This is a genomic window from Varibaculum massiliense (assembly GCF_900106855.1).
Classification (GTDB): domain Bacteria; phylum Actinomycetota; class Actinomycetes; order Actinomycetales; family Actinomycetaceae; genus Varibaculum; species Varibaculum massiliense.
Genome location: NZ_FNWI01000004.1, coordinates 1,052,298 through 1,077,810, shown reverse-complemented (window position 1 = coordinate 1,077,810; position 25,513 = coordinate 1,052,298). Strand labels below are relative to the sequence as shown.

Annotated in this window: 18 protein-coding genes; 14 read left to right on the top strand and 4 right to left on the bottom strand. The window is 53.2% G+C overall.

Annotated features, from left to right (window positions below):
- The first annotated feature begins 17 nt into the window (after nt 1–17).
- The 3 genes from BQ5456_RS04850 to BQ5456_RS04840 are packed head-to-tail and all read left to right on the top strand — an operon-like array spanning nt 18 to nt 4,173.
- The gene (locus BQ5456_RS04850) at nt 18–1,583 is read left to right on the top strand and encodes an NADH-quinone oxidoreductase subunit M (protein WP_071129006.1); all 1,566 of its coding nucleotides are present in this window, start codon (nt 18–20) and stop codon (nt 1,581–1,583) included.
- Nucleotides 1,580–3,166, top strand: coding sequence for an NADH-quinone oxidoreductase subunit NuoN (gene nuoN, locus BQ5456_RS04845; protein ID WP_268872098.1), 1,587 nt, complete (start codon nt 1,580–1,582; stop codon nt 3,164–3,166). Before BQ5456_RS04850 ends, nuoN begins: the two co-directional genes overlap by 4 nt.
- Nucleotides 3,163–4,173 (top strand): polyprenyl synthetase family protein, encoded by a 1,011-nt coding sequence (locus BQ5456_RS04840; RefSeq protein WP_071129005.1) that lies wholly within the window; start codon nt 3,163–3,165, stop codon nt 4,171–4,173. Before nuoN ends, BQ5456_RS04840 begins: the two co-directional genes overlap by 4 nt.
- Here BQ5456_RS04840 and BQ5456_RS04835 read toward each other — a convergent pair.
- Both BQ5456_RS04835 and BQ5456_RS04830 read right to left on the bottom strand, forming a co-directional pair.
- On the bottom strand, nt 4,170–4,457 hold the full coding sequence (locus BQ5456_RS04835; RefSeq protein ID WP_071129004.1) for a hypothetical protein: 288 nt from the start codon (nt 4,455–4,457) through the stop codon (nt 4,170–4,172). The two genes, BQ5456_RS04840 and BQ5456_RS04835, sit on opposite strands and share 4 nt — an antisense overlap.
- A gap of 69 nt (nt 4,458–4,526) precedes the next feature.
- Nucleotides 4,527–5,369, bottom strand: coding sequence for a DUF3152 domain-containing protein (locus BQ5456_RS04830; protein WP_159428764.1), 843 nt, complete (start codon nt 5,367–5,369; stop codon nt 4,527–4,529).
- Nucleotides 5,370–5,625: 256 nt separating this feature from the next.
- Between BQ5456_RS04830 and ppdK the strand changes: the two genes are divergently transcribed.
- The 6 genes from ppdK to BQ5456_RS04800 all read left to right on the top strand — a co-directional run bounded on the left by ppdK (nt 5,626) and on the right by BQ5456_RS04800 (nt 16,753).
- Nucleotides 5,626–8,355 (top strand): pyruvate, phosphate dikinase, encoded by a 2,730-nt coding sequence (gene ppdK, locus BQ5456_RS04825; RefSeq protein WP_071129002.1) that lies wholly within the window; start codon nt 5,626–5,628, stop codon nt 8,353–8,355.
- A gap of 392 nt (nt 8,356–8,747) precedes the next feature.
- Nucleotides 8,748–9,683: a carotenoid biosynthesis protein gene (locus tag BQ5456_RS04820; RefSeq protein WP_071129001.1), complete on the top strand. Its 936-nt coding sequence runs from the start codon at nt 8,748–8,750 to the stop codon at nt 9,681–9,683.
- Between the two features lie 387 nt (nt 9,684–10,070).
- Nucleotides 10,071–11,090 carry a Fic family protein gene (locus BQ5456_RS04815; RefSeq protein ID WP_159428763.1) on the top strand — a complete coding sequence of 340 codons (1,020 nt, stop codon included), beginning with the start codon at nt 10,071–10,073 and terminating at the stop codon, nt 11,088–11,090.
- A gap of 145 nt (nt 11,091–11,235) precedes the next feature.
- A complete protein-coding gene (locus BQ5456_RS04810; protein ID WP_083378367.1) occupies nt 11,236–14,256 on the top strand; it encodes an FAD-binding and (Fe-S)-binding domain-containing protein in 3,021 nt (1,006 codons plus the stop codon).
- Nucleotides 14,257–14,352: 96 nt separating this feature from the next.
- A complete protein-coding gene (locus BQ5456_RS04805) occupies nt 14,353–15,591 on the top strand; it encodes a hypothetical protein (protein ID WP_071128999.1) in 1,239 nt (412 codons plus the stop codon).
- A gap of 10 nt (nt 15,592–15,601) precedes the next feature.
- A complete protein-coding gene (locus BQ5456_RS04800; RefSeq protein ID WP_159428762.1) occupies nt 15,602–16,753 on the top strand; it encodes an alpha/beta hydrolase in 1,152 nt (383 codons plus the stop codon).
- Here the strand turns inward: BQ5456_RS04800 and BQ5456_RS04795 are convergent.
- Both BQ5456_RS04795 and BQ5456_RS04790 read right to left on the bottom strand, forming a co-directional pair.
- Nucleotides 16,750–17,487: a hypothetical protein gene (locus tag BQ5456_RS04795; protein WP_071128998.1), complete on the bottom strand. Its 738-nt coding sequence runs from the start codon at nt 17,485–17,487 to the stop codon at nt 16,750–16,752. The two genes, BQ5456_RS04800 and BQ5456_RS04795, sit on opposite strands and share 4 nt — an antisense overlap.
- Nucleotides 17,488–17,735: 248 nt before the next feature.
- Nucleotides 17,736–19,247, bottom strand: a complete 1,512-nt coding sequence (locus BQ5456_RS04790; protein WP_235858531.1) for a cation:dicarboxylate symporter family transporter — start codon at nt 19,245–19,247, stop codon at nt 17,736–17,738.
- Nucleotides 19,248–19,517: 270 nt separating this feature from the next.
- Here BQ5456_RS04790 and BQ5456_RS04785 point away from each other — a divergent pair, with 270 nt between their 5' ends.
- The 5 genes from BQ5456_RS04785 to BQ5456_RS04760 all read left to right on the top strand — a co-directional run bounded on the left by BQ5456_RS04785 (nt 19,518) and on the right by BQ5456_RS04760 (nt 25,403).
- On the top strand, nt 19,518–20,147 hold the full coding sequence (locus BQ5456_RS04785) for a hypothetical protein (protein WP_071128997.1): 630 nt from the start codon (nt 19,518–19,520) through the stop codon (nt 20,145–20,147).
- 502 nt (nt 20,148–20,649) lie between these two features.
- The gene (gene rplJ / locus BQ5456_RS04775; protein ID WP_071128995.1) at nt 20,650–21,171 is read left to right on the top strand and encodes a 50S ribosomal protein L10; all 522 of its coding nucleotides are present in this window, start codon (nt 20,650–20,652) and stop codon (nt 21,169–21,171) included.
- A gap of 66 nt (nt 21,172–21,237) precedes the next feature.
- Nucleotides 21,238–21,627 (top strand): 50S ribosomal protein L7/L12, encoded by a 390-nt coding sequence (gene rplL / locus BQ5456_RS04770; protein ID WP_071128994.1) that lies wholly within the window; start codon nt 21,238–21,240, stop codon nt 21,625–21,627.
- 102 nt (nt 21,628–21,729) lie between these two features.
- The gene (locus BQ5456_RS04765; protein ID WP_083378365.1) at nt 21,730–23,511 is read left to right on the top strand and encodes an ABC transporter ATP-binding protein; all 1,782 of its coding nucleotides are present in this window, start codon (nt 21,730–21,732) and stop codon (nt 23,509–23,511) included.
- Nucleotides 23,508–25,403, top strand: a complete 1,896-nt coding sequence (locus BQ5456_RS04760; RefSeq protein WP_205407855.1) for an ABC transporter ATP-binding protein — start codon at nt 23,508–23,510, stop codon at nt 25,401–25,403. Before BQ5456_RS04765 ends, BQ5456_RS04760 begins: the two co-directional genes overlap by 4 nt.
- Nucleotides 25,404–25,513: the final 110 nt, after the last annotated feature.

The following is a 25,513-nucleotide window of genomic DNA, read 5'->3' as shown; positions in this document are numbered from 1 at the left end:
GCAGGAGGAAAAGATAAATGGAAATTACAGTCCTGAACTCAACTTTCCCGGTGTTAACGCTGTTGGTAGCGCTACCGGCGTTGGCGGCACTGGCTCTGTGGCTGATTAAACCGACTCGAATCGCCGCGCGTCAGATTGGACTAGCAGTATCGGCTCTGGTTTTGCTGGGCACCATCTACCTGGCGCTGAACTTTGACTACACTAAAGCCGCTGCCTACCAGTTCGCGGAAACCCATAGCTGGATTCGCGCCCTGGGAGTTTCCTGGGCGCTGGGGGTAAACGGTCTGGGTCTAGCGATGCTAGTACTCTCCGCCCTACTCACGTTGATTGTGCTGATTGCTTCAGCTCGTGACCTCGAGGGCGAACAAAAACCTTATGATGATGCCGGATATGTGGGTCTGACTTTGGCCACTCTGGCCTTTATGATGCTGATTTTTGCAGCTCGTGACGTATTCGTCTTCTACTTGGCGTTTGAAGCCATGTTAGTGCCGATGTACTTCTTGATCGGACGCTACGGAAACGGAGCGAAACGTAAAGCTGCCGCCATGAAGTTCCTGCTATATTCCCTGGCAGGTGGATTGGTAATGCTGATTGGTATTGTCGGGGTTTACGTCTATTCGCCTAACGCCGCTGCGACCAGCGAAAAACACGCTAGCCTGTTCCTGCTGGAAAACTTGGCGGGACAGCTGAAAGCTAGCCCCGGGGTAGAAATGGCGCTGATGATCAGCTTCTTCATCGCCTTCGCAGTTAAAGCGCCGATGGTTCCGGTGCATACCTGGTTGGCAGACACTGCCGAAAATGCGCGTCCCGGGACATCCGCCCTCCTGGTGGGAATCTTGGACAAGATTGGTACCTTCGGCATGATTACCTTGTGTTTGACCATCTTCCCGGGTGCATCTCAGCGAGCCGCTTTAGCTTTCATTATCCTGGCAGTGGTTTCGGTAATCTGGGGTTCGCTCGCGGCTTTGGCGCAAAAGGATCTGATGCGCCTGATTTCCTTCACCTCGGTAGCCCACTTTGGTCTGATGGTGCTGGGTATCTATGTTGGTAACACGGTGGCTTTGGCTGGTGCCATGGTTTATATGGTGGCGCACGGCCTGTCAATCGCCGGTATGTTCCTGATTGGTGGGTTCCTCACCGAGCGGGGACATAGCCAAGACATTGAGGCTTACGGCGGTATGCAACGGGTGACCCCCCTGATTGCCGGTACCTTCCTAATCTCTGGTTTAGCGGCAATCGCCCTACCTGGTCTGTCGGGCTTCGTACCGGAACTGATGGTACTAATCGGTACCTTCCGGCTCTACCAATGGGCAGCGGTGCTTTGCCTGGTGGGAGTAGTCGCGGGCGCGGTTTACGTGCTGTTGCCTTATCAAAAGATTTTCACTGGCAAGGCCCCCGAACATCGTAAGTCGATTAAAGATTTAGATAACCGGGAACGTTGGGGAGTTGCTGCCCCGCTGATCGTGCTGATGCTGGTGATTGGTTTGCATCCGCAACCGCTGGTTGAGCCGATGACACAAGTGGCCAAACAGGTGGTTGTCACCCAGGATGTGGCTTTTCAAGTAGAAGGGAGCGGAAAGTGAGCTTAACCAACGCTACCGTGATAAACGACTTCAGTGAACTAGGTTTCAACTGGGCGCTAATGGCGCCGGTAATGGTGGTACTCTTCGGAGCGATTATCGGAATCCTACTAGAAGCATTCGTATCTGCTAAGCATCGCTGGAGCGTGCAATGCGCCTGGTCGATAGCCGTAGTAGCGATTGCGCTTTTAACCTTTGCTCCTTCTTTCGGAGCCTTCGATTTGCAAAGCGGTCAGCGGCTAGTGCGCGGAGAACTCATCGTGGACGGATTCTCGATGTTCTCGCAGATGCTGATGTTAATCGTGGGATTGTTAGCTCTGTTGCCGATGGTCGATCGCACCGGCAGTCGGGTATCTGCTTTTGCGGGACAGCCCTCGGATATTCCCGGATCTTTCCAGGAAGAACAGACTGAAAGGCGTGGCTACCAGCGCAGTGAGGTATTGCCACTGAGTCTATTCTCCCTGGGGGGTATGATGCTATTCCCCATGGCGAACTCGATGCTGACTCTGTTTGTAGCGTTAGAGATTATTTCGCTACCCCTATACGCAATGACCGCTATGGCACGTTACCGCCGCCTGCTGAGCCAGGAAGCCGCCCTCAAATACTTCGTACTTGGGGCGTTTGCGTCTGGCTTTATGCTGATGGGTATTTCTTTGCTGTATGGCTATTCCGGATCGCTATTGCTAGATCAACTGGCGTTGGCGATTCCCTATCGGGTAGCTTCCCCGGCACTTTTGATGACCGGAGCCGCCTTAATGATGGTCGGCCTGCTGTTTAAGATTGGTGCGGCTCCCTTCCATGCTTGGACGCCAGATGTGTATCAGGGGGCGCCTACCCCGGTAACCGGTTTCATGGCTGCGGGAGTAAAAGCTGCGGCCTTCCTAGCCATGTTGCGCTTCTTCTCCACCGTAGTGGTGCAGTTCGAAGCTAACTTCAAGCCGTTCTTGTGGACGGTCGCTATTTTGACGATGGCAGTCGGTACCTTCTTTGGTCTGGTGCAGGACAACATTAAACGGATGCTGGCGTACTCGTCTATTGCGCATGCCGGCTTTATTTTGATTGCCTTCACCAAGGGCGCACTGAACGCTAATGGGGCAGTCCTGTTCTACCTGCTTACCTATGGGGTGGCTACCATTGGGGCGTTCGCGATTATTTACCTGGTTCGGGTAACTAACGAAGACGGTATAGCTACTGCCGAGCAACATTCGATGCCGGCCTGGGCGGGTTTCGGGAAAACTCATCCGGTGCTGGCAGGATGCATGATGCTGTTTTTGCTCTCTTTTGCGGGTATCCCCCTGACCGCCGGGTTTATGGGTAAATTCATGGCGTTTAGCGCCGGTGTGCAAGGAGGGGCAACAGCCTTGGTTATTTGCGCGGTGATTGCCTCAGCGATTACCGCCTTCTATTATTTCCGCCTCGGTAAGATTATGTTCTTAGATCCGGTGGCGGAAAATACTACGGTGGCTCCGCATGCCGAAATCACTTATGTGGCGATTGGGATTTGCGCCCTCTTAACTGTGCTTCTGGGGATTTTCCCGGGGTCAGTTCTAGATATTCTACAAAACACCGCTATTGTTATTCCGTGAGTAACTTAACCCAGCAGCGCCTCGAGGAGCTCGAAGATCGGATTTCCGAGAGCCTAGTTCAGGTAGAGAACCGCCTGAATTCAGTGCTATCGGACGATCGCGGGGTACTTGACGATATCATCGGACACTTGGCGAAAGCCGGCGGCAAACGGATGCGTCCCGGTTTGGTACTGCTATGTTCCAACCTGGGATCGCGTCCTTTTTCCGAGGAAGTGCTGCGCGCTAGTGTAGTGGTCGAGCTTACCCACTTGGCAACGCTTTATCACGATGACGTTATGGACTCGGCTCCCACTAGGCGCGGGGTAAACGCAGTCCAGCGGGTGTGGGGTAATAACCGCGCGGTACTGGCAGGGGATTTGGTCTTTGCCCGCGCCTCGCAAGTGGTTGCTACTTTGGGGCCTCAGGCAGTTTTGCAGCACGCGGTAACTTTCGATCGTCTGTGCCGCGGGCAGCTCAATGAAACCTTCGGACCAGAAGCGGGGCAGGACGCGGTACAGTTCTATATCCAAGTGTTGGCAGATAAGACCGGCTCTTTGGTGGCGCAATCAGCACGATTTGGGGCAGAACTTTCCGGAGCTCCCGAGGCCGTGACCAAAGCGGTCGTGCAGTTTGGGGAAAAGATTGGGGTAGCTTTCCAGCTGGCGGATGATGTGATTGATTTGTCCTCTGACAGCGCAGATTCCGGGAAAACTCCGGGAACGGATTTGCGTGAGGGCGTAGACACTATGCCGATTCTGCTGCTGCGGCAAGATGCAGCGCGCGGGGTGCTTGATGAGGACGGGCAAAAGATTTTGGCGGAACTCAGCCGAGGAACTTTGGTGAGTGAGGATGCGGCTTTAGAGCGAGTAGTGCAGATGCTGCGCGCACATTCGGTGCTGGAACGTACCCGACAATTAGCTTTTTCCTGGTGTGAGGACGCGAAAGCGGCGATTTCCTCGCTGGAGGATAAAGAAGTGAAAGCAGCACTGGAAAATTTTGCCGACACCCTGGTTAATCGTATTGCCTAGAGGCGGTCAATAAACTCGGTGGCGACCTCTTCGGGCACTCCCTCTTCCCGCATTACGTCCCTAATCGCGTCCCAACGCTGCAAACGTCCTTGATCTCGCATCTGGCGTAACTTATCCCGATCGGCTTGTGAAGATGCCAATAAATTATCTACGCTGCCGATTTCTTGCTCAAAGTGGTTCTTACGGGCGCGATCACGCGCATTTAAAGCCCCTACGCTGCGGGCGACTAAGAACACCAGCCCGGCTCCACACAGTAGGAAACCGATTGTTATTAATGCACTCATAGTTTGATTCTTCCTGAGTTTCCTGAAGTACTCCTGAACGCCACCTCAAAATAAGCTATCGACAAAGAGTTAGGGATTCGCCCAGCCGTTAGGAATACACCCGAGGTTGTCCCCGCCATCTGAGCTTTGCTGTTGCATTACCGGAGCGAGGTTCCCAGGTTGCGGGCAAAACAGGTGCCCGTGTCCTAGCCAGTGTCCGGTTTCGTGAGAGACTTCGTAAATGCGGTAATCAGTCATAGTTTTACCTTTTTGAAACCACATTCCCGCGCCACCAATCCAGCGGTGAGCATTGAGCACTACGTTATCTCCATTTCGGCAGTTAGAAACTCCCTGGGTGGTTAGGGGGGCACACAGCCTGTCGGTTAGGGAAGGGCTGGCAATAACTATCCGAAAATCAGCTTGCCCATCGGTGCGGGTAAAAGACATTTCCCCTTGTTTTCCTCCCCATCCGCGCGGATCGTTCAAAATGGCGTGGATGCTCTTCGCGGCAGTTTCCCCGTCAATCGGGAGTCCGTTTTCAACTTCTACTCGATAAAGGTAAACCTTTCCGGTACCGCGCCCAGGCCAGGTGCCGGGAACTACTGAGGTCGTCCCCGAAGCGGATTGAGGAACTTTAGTAGAAGTTTCTCCTCCTGGAAGTTCCCCGCTAACCTCCAGAGCTATCTTGCCGGCGTTTTCCTTGTTGTTTGAGGTTACCTGAGGAACCGCTGTCCAGTGCAGAGTGGGGGCGGTTTGTGTTGCCCGCGCTGTGGCTTCTGGAGATCTAGGCATCGCCGAAAGAATCAAAATAAAAGTTATCGTCAATGCAATCGCGAGAGAGGAGGCACGAATTAGTAAATTCCAGTCCGAACGCCGCCGCGCACGACTGGCGCGTGAATGCAGGCGCTGCCTCCTAGGTGGATACACTGACACACTCACCAGTGTAAGCGATTAGGAAAGCCTACTTGACCAACTGGCTGTTTAAGCGGCGTTTTCCCAAGAATACAGACAGATTGATAGAGAAAAGAGCTGAAAAATCGCGTCTTTGTCCCCGGCAAGTAGGTCGGAAAAGTTGGGTCAATCCTACATGGGGGACTCAAGACCTAGGGTTTCATTTTTAGCTGGTAGCATTAGAGAGGAAAGAATCGCTTTTGAGCGCAGTCAAAGAATAAATGGAGGCCATTAACTTATGGCAAAGTATGTCTATATGTTCGCCGAGGGCAACAAGGATATGAAGGATTTGTTGGGCGGCAAGGGTGCCAACCTGGCAGAAATGACTAATCTAGGTTTGCCCGTTCCCCCCGGTTTTACAATCACCACCGATGCCTGCCGGGCGTACCTCAAACATAACGAGGTCCCCGAGAGTTTGGTTCCGGAAGTGACCAAGGCATTGCGTGGGGTTGAAGATCAGATAGGGCGCACCCTGGGAGATGAAGAGGAGCCGCTGCTGGTATCAGTGCGCTCGGGTGCGAAGTTCTCGATGCCGGGAATGATGGAAACCGTCCTCAACGTGGGGCTTAATGACCGTTCGGTTGCCGGTCTGGCTAAAATGTCGGGATCAGCGCGTTTTGCTTGGGATTCCTACCGTCGTCTGGTGCAAATGTTTGGCAAGACAGTTTTGGATATTGACGGTGACCTATTTGCTGATGCGCTGGATGCCATGAAAGAGAAGGTCGGCGCTACCGCTGACGTAGATTTGACTGCCGAAAACCTGCAGGAGCTAACCGACCAGTTCAAGCAGATTGTTAAAGAACAAACCGGCAGTGATTTCCCGCAAGATCCCCGCACCCAGATGGATATGGCAGTCGAGGCAGTCTTCCGTTCGTGGAATACGGAGCGGGCTGCGATTTACCGTCGCCGGGAACGGATCCCGAACTCGCTGGGTACTGCGGTAAATATCTGCACCATGGTGTTCGGAAATATGGGTGACGATTCCGGCACCGGCGTGGCCTTCACCCGGGATCCTTCTACTGGTAAATCCGGTGTATACGGTGACTTCCTGATGAACGCCCAGGGTGAGGACGTGGTGGCAGGGATTCGCAACACTGAACCTTTGTCTCACCTGAAGACGGTTAATGAGCCGGTCTATAAAGAGTTGGTCAAGATCATGCGCCGCCTGGAAACTCACTACCAGGATATGTGTGATATCGAGTACACCATTGAAAAAGGTAAGCTGTGGATGCTGCAGACCCGGGTGGGTAAGCGGACCGCGGCTGCGGCTTTCCGGATTGCTGTCCAGCTTAACGAGGAACGGCTGATTACCAAGGATCAGATGCTAGAACGCGTAACCGGTGAGCAGCTCACCCAGTTGATGTTCCCGCAGTTTGACGTGGATTCGACTCGGGTACGGCTAACTACCGGTATGGCTGCCTCCCCAGGGGCTGCCGTTGGGGGAATTGCTTTCAATAATGAGCAGGCAGAAGCAGCTGTACAAGCCGGTAAAACCTGTATTTTGGTGCGCCGGGAAACTAACCCGGATGACCTGGCAGGAATGGTTGCTGCCGAGGGAGTACTGACCGCACGCGGCGGAAAGACTTCGCACGCAGCAGTGGTTGCTCGCGGTATGGGCAAGACCTGTGTTTGCGGAGCGGAAGCCCTAGAGATTGACCCGGAAGCCGGGACTTTGACCGTTGACGGCAAGACCTTCCACGAGGGTGACGTAATTGCTATCGATGGTGCTACTGGTGAAGTTTTCGAGGGCGATGTTCCAGTTCAGGATTCTCCGGTAACCACTTATCTGGAAGCTGGTTTAGAAGCCGGGCTAGAGGCTTGTGGCGATGATGAAGACCTGAAAGATCTGGTGCGCTGTGTTGATCGCATGATGGAACTGGCCGATGCCCGGGCAAGACTGCAGGTTCGCGCCAATGCGGATAACCCGAAGGATGCCAAACTGGCTGTGGAGTTCGGGGCAACCGGGATTGGATTGTGCCGTACCGAACACATGTTCTTGGGTGATCGTCGTCCGCTGGTGGAACATGCGATTTTATCTGGCGAAGGTTCTAAGGACCGTAAGAATGCGCTAGATAGGCTAGGTGAGCTGCAGGAGCGGGATTTCTCGGAAATGCTGCGGGTTATGGACGGCAAGCCAATGACTGTGCGGCTGATTGACCCGCCGTTACACGAGTTCCTGCCGGATCTAACCGGCTTGGAAGTTAAGGTGGCTTTGCAAAAAGCGCAGGGTGAAGTCAACCCGGAGGATCAGCGGATGCTCTCTGCAGTGCGCAGGATGCATGAAGCCAACCCGATGCTTGGTCTGCGGGGAGTACGCTTAGGGATTTGGATGCCCGGTCTGTTTGAAATGCAGATTCGCGCCTTGGTGAGCGCGGCGGCTGAGCTCAAGAAGCAGGGATTAAATCCCCGTCCAGAGATTATGGTTCCGCTGGTCGGTTCGATTACCGAGCTGGGGCTTATTCGTAGCCGCGCCGAAAAAGTTATTGGTGAGGTTTGCGGGAATGCTCGCGTTACCTTGGATATCCCGATTGGCTGCATGATCGAATTACCGCGGGCAGCGATCACCGCCGAGTCTTTGGCGAAAGAAGCTGATTTCTTCAGCTTCGGCACTAACGATCTAACTCAAACCACTTGGGGATTCTCTCGAGATGACTGCGAGGGTGTTTTCTTCCCCGAGTACATCGAAGAGGGCGTGTTTGGGACTTCCCCGTTTGAGACCATCGACACTCACGGCGTAGGTCGCTTGGTGAACGAGGGGGTAACTCGCGGTCGTTCCACCAATCCGGGAATTAAACTGGGTATTTGTGGTGAGCATGGTGGCGATCCGGAATCTATCCACTTCTTCCATAAGACCGGCTTAGACTACGTGTCTTGCTCGCCTTTCCGGGTGGCAGTGGCGCGTCTAGAGGCGGGTCGTGTGGTGGCTTTGGAAAATATTGAGGGATCCGGAGAGGACGCTACCGCTTAGCTAGCGTCTAAGGGAAAGCCGATTGCTATAAGTGAGCATCCGGCCGACCTGGTGGACTATTTGCTGGGAAAACCGGGGTTTACCACTGTGGATAACTGTTACCCTGAAAGTGGAGGCGCCTGGTTTCCCTGCTCTGGCGGGCAGGGATGCCTGGCGGGTTCGCCCTAGACTATTTTCATAACACCCCTGGGGGTCGGCGGGATTTTCCCGCCGACCCCCTTTTATTTCTTTTAGCTATCCCCGGTTAGGGTCCGGTCTGCCCTATTTCCGGTTATCCCTTTAGGTAATTTTGGGTATTAACCCTAATTTTCGGGTGAGCTGCGGAAAGGATTGGTGGGAGCAAGACTCTCGTAAGGGTTTTTCTCTAGACTCATTGTTAGGAGGTGGACAAGGTGAATTGGATTAACAGCTTCGAAATTATCTGTTACCTGCTTACGGCATTATTGGTTACCGACATCGTAAGGAAGAAAAACTGGGATGAATTGAGCCTGTTTTTCTCGGCGGCACTGGCAGGTTTCGCCCTCGAATTGTTGGCAGTTAGGCTTACCGGAATCTATCACTACAGTTCACAGTATTTTATTAGCATTGGTTGGGTTCCTAACCAGTTCCCTTTCTTTGGGGGGCTAATGTGGGGCGGAGTGGCGGTTGCGGCGCTTAGACTTGCGAAAAAAATCAGGTTATCGCAGGGCTTGACGGCACTGCTCGCGGGCTGGCTAGTGGTTTCAATGGATTTTCTCCTGGATGTGGCGGCTATCAGGTTAAACGGGGGATTTTGGGTTTGGGAAGGTCGTCCAATTACGCTCGCCATCAACCACCATATGTTCATGAGTGTAATCTGGGTGAACTTCTTGGGATACCTCTTTGAAACCCCGATGATCGTCTATTTAAACCAGCGCTTTTGGCAGCGTCAGCTCCGACCAAAGTCAAAACTACTGATTGCCGTGGTTACCGTAGCCATTGGCCTGGCAGGCGTGGCTTTTGTAGGAATCGCCTCCGCCGCCTCCTTAAAACTCAATCAACTAACCGATGAGTGGTTCGCGCCCCTGGTCTTCCTGACGCTCTGGGGTTTCATTTTCTTAATTTCACTGTGGCAGGTAGTGACTAAGAGGACGTGTCTTACTTTTAAGGAACCCAAGGACTGGATAATATTTATTTTTTGGGCAGCAATTTATGGCTACTGTCTGGTAGCGCTCGAGTTCCTGGGTATTTTTAAGGCAGTACCCGCCTATAGATTTTTCGCGTATTTTCTGTGTCTGCTCACTTTGGCTTTATCTCTGGCAAGCGAGCGACGTGAGCTGACAGTTAAGGAGCAGTGTCTACCTGGGTAAATGCTACAAGTGTCAGCCGTAGACCCCCTAAGTGTCAGAAATAAATAATCCTGACACTTTGTTTGCTAAGGTAGAGAAATGAAAACTCCTGTGACCCCACCTGACTATTTTGAGGAGTTTATTAGCGCCTCAAAAGTTCTCGGTGGCGATCTGGCTTCAGTCCTAAGACAAAGTACTCTTGACTCCTATGATCCATGGGGTAAATTTAGGCACCAAATCCCTCCGGCGGGTTTAACTATTTCGCAATGGTGGGGGATTGTCCGGTTGCAAAGGGTAAACAACGCGATTCCGGTCGCCCTGAAGCAGCAGTCGGGAGAACCTTTCTGGTATTGCCTGCCACCTTTGATTTCTAGGGAATGCTACTTTTTAAGCCAGAAGTTATCCAGTTTGGATACGACCATATCTGCGTACCAACGCCACAAGTTTATTTACAACGGATTAACGGACGAAGCCATTTACTCTGCCCAGTTAGAGGGAGCATCTACCTCTCGGAGGGTTGCCAGGCAGTTACTGGAGCAAAACCGGGAGCCGCGAGATTTAAGTGAACGGATGATAGTTAATAACTATTTGGCAATGGAGAACCTACAGGACTTGCTGGGAGTTAAAGCTACCCCGGATTTTATTAAAGAACTGCATCGTACGGTAACGGAGGGGACCTTAGACATAGAAAGCGATGTGGGAAAGATACAGTCTGACCAAGGCGATCGGGTAAAGGTATTTGGGGACTCGGAACAGATTATTTACGTTCCGCCGCCGGCAAGGGAGTTGTCTGCCCGTATGGAAGCACTTTGTGATTTCATAAATGAACCTGAGCCGTGGATGCACCCCTTGTTAAAGGCGATGGTCGTACATTTTATGGTGGGGTATGATCACTATTTCGCAGATGGAAACGGTAGAACTGCGCGTTCTCTGTTTTACTGGATGCTGCTGAAAGCGGGTTTTCCGGCAGCCAGGTTCTTGGTGGTATCGGCGTTGCTAAAGGAGGCGCCCGCTCAGTATGCGCGCGCATTTTTGAATGTGGAATATGACGGTGGGGATTTGACCTATTTTCTCATTTACCAGCTGAAAATTTTACGGCGAGCAGTAGCGCAACTGGAGGAGTATCTAGCAGATGACCGCCGACAGGCAGCTGCGCTTAAGGAAGGCCTCAAAGATCGGGTAGAACTAAACAATCGACAGATCGATATCTTACTGGAATCTAGAGGCGAGCCGGAAAGGCTATGGACTGCGCAAATGGTAGCTGATAGATTCCGGGTATCCCGTCCTAGTGGGTACAGCGACTTAAATAGTTTGGAGAATATGGGGCTACTCCGCAGAGGACGCGAAGGGCGCCGAGTTGTTTGGCGGGTAGTGTCGGGTTGGGAAGATTGGCTCCAGTCAGTTCCTAAGAATGGAGCTGACGGTTAAGGAGCAGTGTCTACCTGGATAAATGCGGTAAGTGTCAGCCGTAGGCTCCCTAAGTGTCAGAAATAAATAATTCTGACACTAATGGGGTTTAAGGGCGGAGCGAGGAACAGATAGGATTGAGCACATAAGCAAGGAAAGGCGAGCTATGGGTATCAGGGCAGGTGACTACCACACCTTTCGCTCGCTCTTGCGCGACAAGTTCCGCGGGGAAGTGCTAGATTCTCGCGCCGATCGCGCCGTTTATGCCACTGATTCTTCGAACTACCGGATACCTCCAAAGCTTATTGCTTGCCCGAAAGATCAAGATGACCTGCGGGTGTTACTACAGGTGGCACGGGAATGTAGAGTGCCAGTGACTGCCCGGGGGGCAGGGACTTCCTGCGCGGGAAACGCGATTGGTCCGGGGGTAGTAATCGACTATTCACGCCATCTAAATCGGATCATAAAAATTGATCCCGAAAAGCGCTACGCGATTGTAGAACCGGGGGTAGTGCAAGCCCAGCTACAGCAGGCAGCAGCCCCTTATGGGTTGCGATTCGGTCCGGATCCTTCTACCTCTTCACGCTGCACCATTGGCGGCATGATTGGCAATAATGCCTGCGGCCCCCACGCTACCGCCTACGGGCGCACCTCCGATAACGTTTTAGAGCTACAGCTTATCGACGGCTTAGGACGCGAGATTATCGCCGGGCAAACCCCGCAAGACCTGGCAGAAACCCCGCAAGATACGCCCGCGCCGGAGAAACAAATCCAACAGATTCCGGGACTGAAATCCCTGGTAGCTGCCAATCTGGCTACTATCCGCACCGAGTTTGGACGTTTTGGGCGCCAAGTTTCCGGTTATTCCCTGGAACACCTGCTGCCCGAAAACGGCTCCGCGCTCGCGCCTTTCTTGTCTGGAACCGAGGGTACTTTGGGGGTTATTACCCAGGCGACCGTGCGCCTCGTTCCCCTACCTAAAGCTCCCGTGCTGGTGGCGCTGGGTTTCCCGGATATGATCGCCGCTGCTGCCGCTGTGCCGCGGATTCTTCCCTCAAAACCCTTAGCAGTGGAAGGAATGGATGCCCGGCTAGTGGAAGTGGTGCGCCAGCATAAAGGTCCGGGCGCAGTCCCGGATTTGCCTCAAGGAAGCGGTTGGCTACTGTGCGAGGTGGGCGGGGAAGGCCTAGATGAGGACGCGACCTTGCAGCGTGCGCGGGAACTGGCGGCCGCCTCCGGGGCTAGCGGGGATGCGGTCATGATTTATCCGCCGGGAGCTGATGCGGCTGCTATCTGGAGGATTCGTGCAGATGGTGCCGGGCTCGGTGGACGTACTCCCCAGGGGGATCAAGCCTGGCCTGGTTGGGAGGATGCGGCAGTGCCGCCTGAAAATCTGGCAGCTTACCTGCAGGATTTTCAAAAGTTGCTAGAAAAGTTTGGATTGGACGGACTGCTGTATGGGCATTTCGGGGACGGATGCGTGCATGTGCGGCTAAATATGCCGCTCGGAAGCGCCACGGGATTGGGTAAATCGCGGGACTTCTTATTTGCGGCTGCCCAACTAGTTGGAAAATATGGCGGTTCAATTTCTGGGGAACACGGGGATGGGCGTGCCCGCTCTCAGCTACTACCAAAAATGTATTCCTCGCAGGCTGTGGATTTATTTGCACAGGTAAAAGCGTTATTTGATCCGAAAAATCTGATGAATCCGGGGGTACTGACCGGTCCGGCAGGCCCGGACGGGGTAGAGGAAAACGTACGCCGTGCCCAAGCGCGCGGCCTTAACGCCCACCCGGAAGGTTTTGCTTTTTCCGAGGACGGCGGCAGCCTAACCGACGCTTTTCATCGTTGCACCGGGGTAGGTAAATGCCGCGCCGATAACAGCGGTGCCGGCGGGTTTATGTGTCCGTCCTTCCAGGCAAGTGGGCGTGAACAGGACGCTACTCGCGCCCGTGCGCGCATCCTGCAAGAAGCCACCAATGGCGGGTTGATTCATAATTTATCCGACCCCGAAATTTGGCAGGTGTTAGATTTGTGTCTGGCGTGCAAGGCATGTTCTGCCGACTGCCCCGCCGGAGTAGATATGGCCAAGTGGCGCAGTGAAACCCTGTTCCGGCGCTACTGGGGACGACCGCGTCCACTGTCGCATTATGCTCTGGGATGGTTGCCCCGGTGGCTGCGGCTAATGGCAAAGGTGCCGGGAGTAGCGCGGCTGGCCAATATGGCTACCAAGATTCGCCCGCTAACCCAGGTGGCATTAAAACTACTCCACTTGGATACGACGCGTACCCTTCCGCGTTTTGCCACCCGTTCGTTAGAGAGGCAATATCCCAATCGCTTGTTTTGGCCGAAAAAAACAGAGATTTCGCCCTGGGGACAGGATTATTCCAACAAGCCCGCAGTGGTAGCGGATAAAAAAATTGCAGTTAAAGCTGGAAAGCGAACCCGCCAAGCCGCGCTTTCAACCTCTAAATCTGTGGTTATCTGGGCAGATTCTTTTTCTCGAGGACTAGATCAACGCGGGGTTAAAGCCGCCATCAAGCTACTTTCTGAGGCGGGTTGGCAGGTGTTTTTAGCACCCCCAGATACCTGCTGCGGCTTGACGTGGATTACTACTGGGCAACTTAAAGGAGCGCGGCGACACCTCGAAAATTTATTGGCTCGCCTGGCACCCCCGGCCGCCAATGGTCTTCCCATCGTGGGAATCGAGCCGTCTTGCACCGCGGTACTTCGCGATGACCTCCTAGAGTTACTCCCCTCCGATCCGCGCGCCCTAATGGTTAGTGAAGCAACCTTTACCCTCGCTGAATTTATTAACGCTTACTGCCCTGACCTGCCACTACCTGATTTAAGCGGGGTGAGCGTGGTGGCGCAGCCCCACTGTCACCACTATTCAGTGATGGGGTGGGAAGCTGATCGCACCCTAATTAAGAAAACTGGTGCAAATCTGGTGGAACTGCAAGGTTGCTGCGGGATGGCGGGAAACTTTGGTATGGAAGCCCATCATCGTCCCATGTCATTGGCGGTTGCCGAACACGCCCTCCTGCCTGCTTTAAAAGATAATCCCGAGGCAATTTTCCTAGCGGATGGGTTTTCTTGCCGCACCCAGGCGGAAACTTTGGCTGGGCGCCACGGCATACATTTAGCGGAATTGCTGACTAATTCGGATCCCTGCACGAAAAAATAATCCTTAAAATCGCCACCGGCGCTAAAACCAGCGTCTTTAGGGGTATCCGTGACACAATAGGAGAAAGATCTTTAAAGAATAGGAAACGGTGAATCGATGGCACTTTTTGAACTGGAATCTGGTCGCCTCATACCTGCACAATTTGGAACCCCGGTGGGGCATGGCCTGGAAACAGATGTGCTGGAATCTATCCGCTCACAGGTGCTAGAGGTTATTGACCGGCCTCTTTTCCCCGTCGCTTGGGCGGGTACTGTTGAGCAGGAAGAAACCGCTGCTGGACCGCATTCTTTAACCGCCCTAGATGCCTCCGGTCAAGTGGTTTCAGTGGAAGTGCTTTCCCGTCTGGATCCAGTCAGCCTAGTAGCCGCGATGTCTCGCCTGGGGCAAGTCTCCGGTCAAGGATGGATGGATTTAGCCGCGCAATACCCCGGGGGAGTACAAGCCTTCCAAACTGGTTGGGCAGAGTTCCGGGAAGCCATGCCACCTACCACTCAACCAGGTCCCCGGTTAATCCTGGTTGTGGGGGAAATCGATCAGTCTTGCTATTCCGCTCTGGGAGTGCTGTTTGCTTCTGGTCTGGAGATTCATCAAGTTTCTTCCCGGCAGATGTCTAATGGGCGGCGCTTCTTAGAGGTTGCCCAGCTTACCTCCACCTCGATGAGCTATGCGCGTCCGCAGATTGGGGGGCATCGCGCCCCGACTCCCCAGATTTCCTGGCACGTTGACGAGGCCGCTTCCTCCCCGGAAGAATCCGAGATTTCGCTAGTTCCCCCGGCTCCTCCCGAGTATGCAGAGGAGGAATCCACAGAAAGTGAGATACCGGATGCGGAGCAAGGGCAAGAGTCCCCTCTTCAAACGGAGGAAGAAGTTGATGCAAGTCAGGGGGAAGTCCCCGAGGAATCACCGGTAGCAGAAGCGGAAAGCGCCTTTGGCGAGGGCGAGGCAGAAAGTGAAGAGACCTCCGCTGAAGCCGCGGTTGAAGCAGAGGAATCAGAGTCGGTAGCTACCCCGCAAATGCTACAAAAAGACCCGGAAGGGCTGCAATCTATTTCTGCCCTAGTCGGTCAAGACGCGGTGTTGCTGTGGTCAGATGAGCGCGGGCGGATTTGCGAAGCCTTGTTAAAGCAAGAGGGCCTGATTGACCCCGGTGACGGGCAACTTACTGATCAGGTGCAAGTTGCATTCGAGCAGGTAGGGGGCAATAACGAAGTTGACGGTTGGGAAGCGTTCCGGATTGGGAATCTGGAAGGCCCCACCTTGGCGGAAGCTATTGCGGAAGTAAATGCGGAGATTGAACGCAACAGTGGGCTGCACCAGGGAAAACACAGTAACTAGAGGAAAGAAAATGGGGAAAGGGAGATCATCAGCTGCTTCTTTACCGACGCAGCCACCGGCCACACCGGCACCGGTAGGGCGTTGGGTACCAGATATTCTCGGCAAGGGATTTCAGGCACGCACAGTGGAGCTACCGCGCGATGAAGAGGGAGAACTGTGCGCCACTTTGGTGCGGCACCTGCCTTCCGAAGATCCTTGGGCAATTTCAGGCACCCCGGATGAAAGTACTTTTACCTGCCTGTTCATTCATGGTTGGAATGATTATTTCTTCCAGCGGGAATTGGCTCGTCACGTTTCCTTAGCGGGGGGCGCCTTTTACGCAATTGATTTGTGTAAATATGGGCGCTCGCTGCGCAAATGGCAGACTTTCGGCTGGACTGATGACCTCCTGTCTTATGACCTGGATATTTTCGCAGCGCTGGAGGTTATTCGCGCAGAACATCCCGGTTTGCCGCTAGTATTAGCCGGTCATTCCACCGGCGGACTGACTGCCGCCTATTGGGCTAATCGTCACCCCGACCAGGTGGATGGTCTCCTGCTCGATTCTCCCTGGATTGAAATGGCGGGGGGAACTTCCCAGCGGTTCGGAGCCCGCGCCCTCGCGGAAATTTTTTCACGCCGCGCAGCCAAGAAAGAAGTACCGCTGCAGTCAGCGGACTCTGCCTACGTTGATTCCTTGATGGGTTGGGACCCCAAGGTTGATGGCACTTTACCTAAACGTCTGGAAACCTGGCAGCGAGATCCGTCCTTACAGGGGTGGCCTCTGGTTTCTCAGTGGAAAGGTACCCCGGATGCGCTAGTGCGTTTCGGATGGGTACGCGCGATAACGATTGCGCAAAAGAATCTTTTGGCGGGGGAAGCCACTCAGGTTCCCACCTATTTCCTGACTTCTACTGCTTCTTCCACCGGGAAACGCAAGCGGGAAATGATGTTTACCGATTCGGTGCTCAACGTGCAAACCATGTGCGCTAATGCCTGGCGGCTTTCTCGGCGGTTGACCATGGAACGTTACCCCGGTAAACACGACCTATTCTTATCTTTCCCGGATGTACGCCAAGAGGTGTGGTTTGGTATTCACCGTTGGTTAGGCCAGGCGCTACCCGGACAAGCTCGCCCGGTTTCGGATATTGGTGATACCGCTGCCCGCGCCATCTGCCCCTAAAAGCTTCTTGCCACCGGGGATTGCTGTAGGGGCAGGTACTGCGGATTCGCGGGCAAGGAAAACTTGGATTTGGCTATTTCACCGACAACAATGGCGTAGATGAAGGCTGCTAACGCCAGGGTTTCTAAAAGAATAGCGATGGTCATGCCGGCGCTGGAAGCTATTGCCGGATGCAGTGCCTTTAAAGCCAGGGGAATCATATTCTCGCCCTCGTCACCGCCATCAGGTACAAAGACTAGCCCCAGGGTTCCCCAAAACCAGGTCAGGTAGTAGCCGGCCGCAAGATTAGCGGGATTCCAAAACTTGGTTTGCGGAAAACCTACTGGAAGCTTACGACTGAGAATCAGGAAAACTACATTTATCACTGCCAGTATCGGGAAAACGATTAGCACCATGGACAGGGTCGCCCACCCTACCGTGCCTTGTAGGTTTCTGAGTACCAGTACTAAAATCGGCATCCCCATTATGGCTATCGCAGATATAACCGTTAAGGTTGTCCGCCAGGCAGTTTTGGGGGCAGGTAGGTCAGGATCAATCGCGGGGGTAGCTATCTCGGAGGGATTATAAGCAGGTTGGAAGTTATTTCCGGGATTCGGAACCGCGGTATTTAAAGTGTATTGGGCAGATCCTGGAAAACCAGCAGGGGAGGCTAACGGCTGATTTTGATAATTGGCGGGCGGGTAGCTGCCTGCCGGGTAAGCAGCCTCCGTGTTGAGAGGGTCGGTTGAAGCCATGTCAATAGGATACGCCGTGAATAACCGCAGGAAAAGCCCTGGTTTTCTCTTGGGGATAGGTAAAACTTGTTGCTTATAGCGGTGGGTTCCCGTTGAACTTAAATGCCGGCGAGCTCTCAAGTTACCCCCGATCACTGGGAATAACTTGAGAGCTCGCCGGGTTACTTTTTATCGCTAACTGGATAACATACCAACCTTTTGGGTTAGCCAGTTAAAAATGTGGCGACAGGTTAGTAACTAAGGTTTTTCTACTCCTGCTTGGAGGAAGATTGCTCTTCCAAGGTCAACTTCTCGATGGCCTCCACATCCGGTTGTGGAGTATGCGGGAACTCTTCCTTTACCTCAACCGAGGGGTTCTTTAGGTCAACCTCAACGTCATCATCTTGGGGATGGTAAGGAATCTTGCCGTTAAGCACATCGGAAACCCGCTGCCGGTCAACAGTTTTCGTCCAGGTAGCGACGAGCAAGGTGGCAACGGCATTGCCGGTGAAGTTAGTCAGGGCACGCGCTTCGGACATGAAGCGGTCAATACCCACGATTACCCCTACGCCGTCCAATAGTTCGGGGCGATGCGACTGCAAACCGGCTGCCAGAGTGGCAATCCCAGCTCCGGAAACCCCCGCTGCGCCCTTAGATGCGATCATCATGAACAGCAACAGACCTATTTGCTCGCCCAATCCCAACGGCTTGTTCATAGCGTCAGAGATAAAGATAGCCGACATGGTCAGGTAAATAGCGGTCCCATCCAGGTTAAATGAGTAACCGGTAGGAACCACAATCCCTACTGTGGCCTTGTGAATCCCCAGGTGTTCCATCTTGCGCATCAGGTTGGGGAGGGCGGATTCCGAGGAGGAGGTGGCCACAATTAGCAAATACTCTTTACCCAGGTACTTCATAAGTTTGAAGATGTTGAAACGCGTGAAAATCGCCAGCACCGAACCTAGCACGATGCAGATGAACAAGATACAGGTTATATAGAACGCCAACATCAAAAGCATCATCTGCCCCACGGCTTTGGCGCCGGTAGATCCCACTACCCCGGCCATGGCTCCAAACGCACCAATCGGAGCCAGCCACAGCACCATATAAAGTACCTTGAAAACAAGCTTTTGGATGGCGGCGATAGCGCGTAAGATTCCATCCCCAGTTTTACCTAAGCTCTGGACGGCGAAACCTACCAGCAGCGCAATGAACAAAGTTTGCAGCACTGACCCGGAGGTTAAAGAGGAGAAGAAGGTGTCCGGGATAATCGACTGGATAAAGCCAACGACCCCCTCGCCCTCTTGCTTGGCTCCCGAAGTAAACTGGGCAACTGCATCTTTGCTGGCCTCAATATTTAAATCACTGCCCGGCTCGATTAAATTGCCTACTCCCAGGCCGATTGCTAGGGCGAAGGTTGACATAGCGATGAAGTAAGTTAGGGCGATTCCGCCAGCCTTACCTACCGAGGCAGCGGCACGTACCGACCCGATACCCAACACGATCGTGCAAAATATGACCGGCACAATCATCATGGTAATCAGACGGACGAAGGTAGTGCCTACTACCTTGAACTCTTTTGCTACGTCGGGGGCAACTAACCCGAAAACGATCCCGGCGACTACCGCGATAATCACCCCGATATATAGCCAGTGGGTATTATCTTTCTTCGGTTTCTTACTCTCAGGTACGTAGGGTTTACTGGCAGTTAGATCAGTAACATCCAAATCAGTTTCGTGACCTGCTTCTATTTTATTTTTATTGCGTTTGAGCATAGCCATAGCGGAACTCCTGCTGACACGTTTTCTCTGCGAAAAATTCGGGGACTAAATGACTAGGTAGAAAGTAACAATTTATCTTCTTAACCCAGTGTAAAAAGTAGAGTACAACTAATAAAACCTTGATGCAAAGCTAAAACTTTACCTTTCGCAATAGTTTGGTAATGTATTCTTCAACGTACACAGCTACAGGCATTTGTGAGGTTACTCACTTATTGTATTGCGGTAAATTATGGGTATACGTCTGGGGAAAAGTTACTTAAGGGGGTTGTAGTGACCAAGTCAGTGCTTGCAAAGCTGAAACAGGGCTACCAGAAACAGTCAACTATAAAACGCGCTTTGTTGAGTGGAACGTTTAACGCTCTGAGCACTTTTTCCTGGTATGCATTGCCTGATTACCTACGTTCCCGCAAGTCTCGCAGTGGCATAAAAATATTGTTGCTTGCCGGGGAGGTAACTTGGGGATGGTTTACGAACGTGATTCCCTCTTTGCGAATCGGTCTTCAAGGTGCAGATAATGAGGGATGCGCGGGGCGTGGGGGCGCTTGCGAATGTTACCGGGATGCCGAAGCGGGCAAAACTAAAAATAGTCAGCAGAGGGGATCCGCGAAAGAAAATAATTCGTGTGAATGTTGCAACCCGGAAAATATTGCTGAAAATGAAGAGGAAGATACGGTCAACACCATCCCGGCACCAGTCGCCTTTACTTTTGCTGCCTTCCTGCTTTCGATAATCTTCCTCGGAGAAAAACTGATCTTTTCGAGGGGAGAAAAGCGACGCCAGGCAGGTCAGCGTTATGCTCATGCTAAGCAAGCAATGTGGTTAGTAATCTTTACGGGAATATTGAGCGCTATCAGTGAAACAATCCCAGATTCAGAAGATGCGCTGGCCAATAAAACTTAATTGAACTCTCAACTAACTCTGATATGGAGTTCTCAAAAGTTGAGAGTTGAGTCGAGAGTTCGGCGGGGTCGCCGGTCGACGCCCGACCTAGGATGCGTCTGCATTATTGCGCCTATCACCAAGCTGTTTCCTCGTTGTTCTTTACTCCTCTTGTCAGCGGTGCCGCTATAGGATGGTGCCCAGGTTCCGATGAAGTTAAATAACCCACAAAAGCGGTTTATTCACGGCTTTGGCTTTGACCAGTAAATAAAGGGGCTGTTAAATTAGCTATTGCCCAAGATCGCCGGTGCCCACACCAGTGGGTTTAAGTTCCAGATCGGAAGCCTGTGTAGGTTGAACGATGCGTAACGTATCGAAAATAGTTGCGCGTCCTCGGGAAAGAGGACGTCCTTCCCCTGGGGAAGGTGGCTACTAGGATCGATAGGTTTATTTTCGCCCCGTGCAATCTGCACGGGGTTTTCTTGTTCTGGCCCCCGGCACGGATAAACGGAAGGAGGGCCTAATGGCGAAAGCTGATAAGCAAGCCATGATCGCTCAGCTGGAAGAAAAAATCAGCTCGGCATCGGCCCTGCTGCTCACCGAATACCGCGGGTTGACCGTGGCTCAGATGACTGAGCTGCGCAAAAACCTGGCAGGAACGGCTACTTATTCCGTCACGAAGAACACGCTGGCAAGGATTGCCGCCAAGAACCAGGGGATTGACTTCCTGGAAGAGGAGCTAACCGGTCCGACCGCAATCGCGTTCGTAACCGGAGAGGCCGTGGACGCGGCCAAAGTGCTGCGCGACTTCGCCAAGGAAAACGAGCAGTTGGTGATTAGAGGCGGTGTCCTGGACGGTAAGTTCTTGTCTGAAGAAGAAGTCAAGAAACTCGCTGAACTGGATAATCGCGAAACTACGCTGGCCAAACTGGCCGGTGCAATGCAAGGCAAACTGGTACAGGCTGCCTTTATGTTCAAGGCGCCCGCCTCCAAGGCGGTTCGCACCGTGGACGCCCTGCGCGAAAAGCAGGAAAAAGCGGCTTAGTAAAGCCGCATAGATTGACAAGAAAAAATCTGCCTCGCGTGGGCAAAAATAGGAAGGAATGCCAATATGGCTAAGCTCAGCAAAGAAGAGCTAATTGATGCTTTCAAAGAAATGACTCTGTTGGAACTGTCCGAGTTCGTTAAAGAATTCGAGGACGTCTTCGATGTAGAGGCCGCGGCGCCTGCCGCTGTCGCTGTTGCTGCCCCCGGTGCTGCCGGTGGCGAAGAAGCAGCCGAAGAAAAGACCGAATTCGACGTAGTGCTCGAAGCCGCTGGCGACAAGAAGATTGCCGTAATCAAGGCTCTGCGTGCGCTGCAGCCCGGACTGGCTCTGAAAGAAGCCAAGGAAAAGGTTGATTCCGCTCCCACCACCGTTCTGGAGGGTGCATCCAAGGAAGACGCCGAAAAGGCCAAGGCTGATCTGGAAGGCGCGGGTGCTTCTGTCACCCTGAAGTAAGGCTAAATAGTCTTTTACTTTTAAAAGGCGGTGCGGGGAAAATATTCCCCGCACCGCTTTTGTATAAAGAAACTAATCTTAATAAGAGGGAGGTGCTAGATAATGACCGTGCTACGGCACTTCGGGAAGAGAGAGTGGCTGCTCAGCGCGCTGGCAATCATCACCATTATTTGCCAGGTATTCTTGGATTTGCGTCTGATCGACTATATGCAAACCATCACCGAAATGATTGTGGAGCCAGGGGCTACCGTCAGCGGGGTGCTGATCGAAGGCGCGAAGATGCTGGGATGCGCCGCTGGATCCCTGGCAGTAGCCGTCATTACTGGTTACTGCATGGCAATGATTGGTGCCACTGTTGCCCGCAACCTGCGTCAAGCGGTGTTTACCAAGGCAATTTCGCTCCCGGAAGCAGACTTTGAACACTTCGGCGCGCCCTCGCTGATCACGCGCTCCACTAACGACGTCACTCAGGTGCAAATGTTTGTAGTGATGGGGTGTCAGCTGATAGTAAAAGCCCCCATTCTCACCGTCTGGGCTCTTATTAAAATCGCAGGGAAGAACCTTACTTGGACTGCCGCTACCGGGGTTGCGGCTTTGATCCTACTAGTGATGATCTTCGTTATTTGGCGGATTGTGATGCCGCGGATGATGCGGATGCAGCGGATAACCGATGACCTTAACCGGGTAACCAGAGAACATATAGAGGGGGTGCGGGTTATCCGTGCCTACGGTTCCCAGGATTTTCACGAAAAGCGTTTTGAAGCCACCAACACTGAACTAACCCGCACCCACTTGGTAGTTTCCGGTTCTTTCTCCTTCATGATGCCCATGATGAACACCGTGATTTCCGGGCTTAACCTGGCGATCTATGTTTTGGGCGCTTTCATGATTTCTGCGGCCGCCGGTCCCGCGAAAGTAACTCTATTTTCGCAGATGATCATATTTTCTGGGTACGCCACCCAAGCGATCAGTGGTTTCCTAATGATGGCGATGGTGTTCGTATTTGCTCCCCGCGCGATTGTAGCTAACCGTCGCATCCGGGAAGTGCTTGATTGCGAACCCTCCCTAGTAGATCCGGTAGTTTCTGCAGACAAACCCGTATTCGCCCTCGGAAAAGAAAAATCCCCAAGCCCACAAGTACCGGCAATTGAGTTTAAAGATGTTTCCTTCCGCTACCCCGGAGCCGAAGAGGACGCCCTCCACCAGATAAATCTGAAAATTGCTCGCGGGCAAACCGTTGCCCTGATTGGAGCCACCGGCAGCGGAAAAACTTCCCTGGTGAACCTGATTCCCCGGGTTTATGATCCTCGCGAAGGCCAGGTTTTGGTTAACGGTAAGGACGTGCGGGAATGGCGCTTGCGCGACCTACGCAACCAAATCGCTTATTCGCCCCAAAAAATCACTCTATTCACCGGCACTATCGCCTCCAATATCGCCTTTGGGGAAGGGCTAAAAAATATTACTCCCGCCGATATCGTTGAGGGTGGTGACACCGCTGCTTGCGATTTTATTGACGATAAAGAGGGCGAGTTCGCGGCAGAAGTAGCTCAAGGGGGCAGTAACTTTTCCGGCGGGCAAAAACAGCGGATTTCGATCGCGCGGACAGTGGCTAGGGATGCCCAAATCCTGATTTTCGATGACACTTTTAGCGCCCTCGACTATGCGACTGACCGGGATATTCGCGGGGAACTGGCAGAAAAAGCTCGCGAAAAAACCCAGATTATTGTGGCACAGCGGATTGCCACTGTGCGGGAGGCCGACCAGATTCTAGTTATTGATCACGGCAAAATCGTAGCGCGGGGAACACATGAGTCTCTAATGGTCTCCTCGAAGATCTACCGCGAAATCGCGCTGTCCCAACTCTCTGAGGAGGAGTTGGCATGAAAGACGCAGAAATGAGCAGGTGGGACCAGCGAGTTGAGTCGGCGCGGCGCGGGCTAGAGCCAGTAAAAGAAAAAATCTCCCCAGTGCGCGTGGGAGGACCGCGCGGCGGTAACGTCTACGAGAAAGCTAAGAAGGGACAGTTCTCCCAGTCAGTGCGGGGACTTGCTCAGTTCTTAGGGCGTTACCGGATAGCTATCCTGTTTGCGGCAGTTTTGGCAATTGTAGGATCGCTGCTAACTGCGATTATGCCCATGTTCTTAGGTTTGATAACCGATGTGATTGCCTCGGGGCTGCGCAGCAGTATTGACATGGACAGGATCTTTCATTTGTTGCGGATGGCAACCCTCGTCCTGGTCCTGGGATTCTGCTTTAACCTGGGACAATCGCTGATAATGGTGGTGGTTACCCAATGCACCGGGCAGCGGATGCGCTACGCTATCGACCGAAAAATCGACCATCTCCCGCTGTCCTTCTTTGATAAAACCAGTCACGGCGACACCATGAGCCGGGTAACCAACGATATTGACACCCTGGTGCAAACCCTGCATTCGGCAATCACCACCATCATCACCGGAATAGTTACCCTGGTAGGCGCCGCTTTTATGATGCTGTACACCGAGTGGCGGATGGCGTTAGCCGGTATGGGAGTAACGCTTCTGGGGTTCGTCCTCAACGCCGTGATTATGGTGTTTTCGCAGCGCTTCTTTATTCGCCGGCAATCCTATCTGGGCAGCCTAAACGGACATATTGAAGAATCTTTATCCGGGCAAGGAATCATCAATATCTACAATGCGGCAGCCGCCACCACCGCCGAGTTTAATCGCCGTAACCAGCGGCTTTTCAACGCCACTTGGCGCGCCGATTTCCTCTCTCAACTGATGATGCCGGTAATGGGGTTCGTCGGAAACCTGGGATACGTGGCGGTATGTGTGCTAGGCGCAGTCCTGGTGGTGAAAGGCAATGTCACCATCGGAGTAATCGCCGCATTTATGCTCTATATCCGGGTTTTCACCCAGCCCTTATCGAACCTGGCTTCCGCGGCGGCCTCCTTCCAATCAGCGGCAGCTGCTGGAGGGCGCGTCTTTGAAATCCTAGAAGAAGACGAACTGCCCGAGGAATCCGAAAAATCTCCCCTGAGTAGCGAGGTAACCCAAGGAGAGGTAGAGTTCCGAGATATCCGCTTCTCCTATCAGCCGGGTAAAGAAATTATTCACGGATTTTCGGCGCGGGTTTGCCCGGGACAAAACGTAGCCATCGTAGGGCCGACCGGAGCCGGAAAAACCACCCTGGTAAACCTATTAATGCGTTTTTACGAACTGGATTCTGGAGAAATCCTCCTGGACGGCACCCCGCTTTCTGCGATGCGCCGCGAGGACGTGGATTCACAGTTCGCGATGGTGCTGCAAGACAGTTGGATGTTCCAAGGGACCCTGCGGGAAAACATTATTTATTCCCACCAGGAGGTACCCGAAGAACGTCTTGAACAGGTGATTAAGGCAGTCGGGCTTAGCGATCTGGTCGCGCAGCTGCCACACGGCCTCGATACCGAGATTCGAGAGGATTCCGCCCTCTCAAGCGGGCAACGCCAATTGGTCACTATCGCCCGTGCCATGCTTGCCGATAAGCCGCTTTTGATCCTGGACGAGGCTACCTCCTCGGTCGATACCCGCACGGAGCAGCTAATTCAGCGAGCAGTAGCCAAAGCTACTGCGGGGCGCACCTCGTTCGTAATCGCGCATCGCCTGTCCACTATTCGCGACAGTGACGTGATATTCGTGATGGAGCATGGCGATATTGTCGAATCCGGGACGCATGAAGAGTTGCTGGCCGCCGAGGGCGCATACGCCCGCCTCTACAACGCGCAGTTCACCAAAGGTGACATAGATGCCTAATAGTTTCGTTCTAGCGTTTAGGGGCTGGCTCGGCAAAAGCACTCCGTGCAGAATACTAGGGGAACTCGCCTCCGCCTTGCGTGTATTGGATCAAAGTGGAACGGTAACCA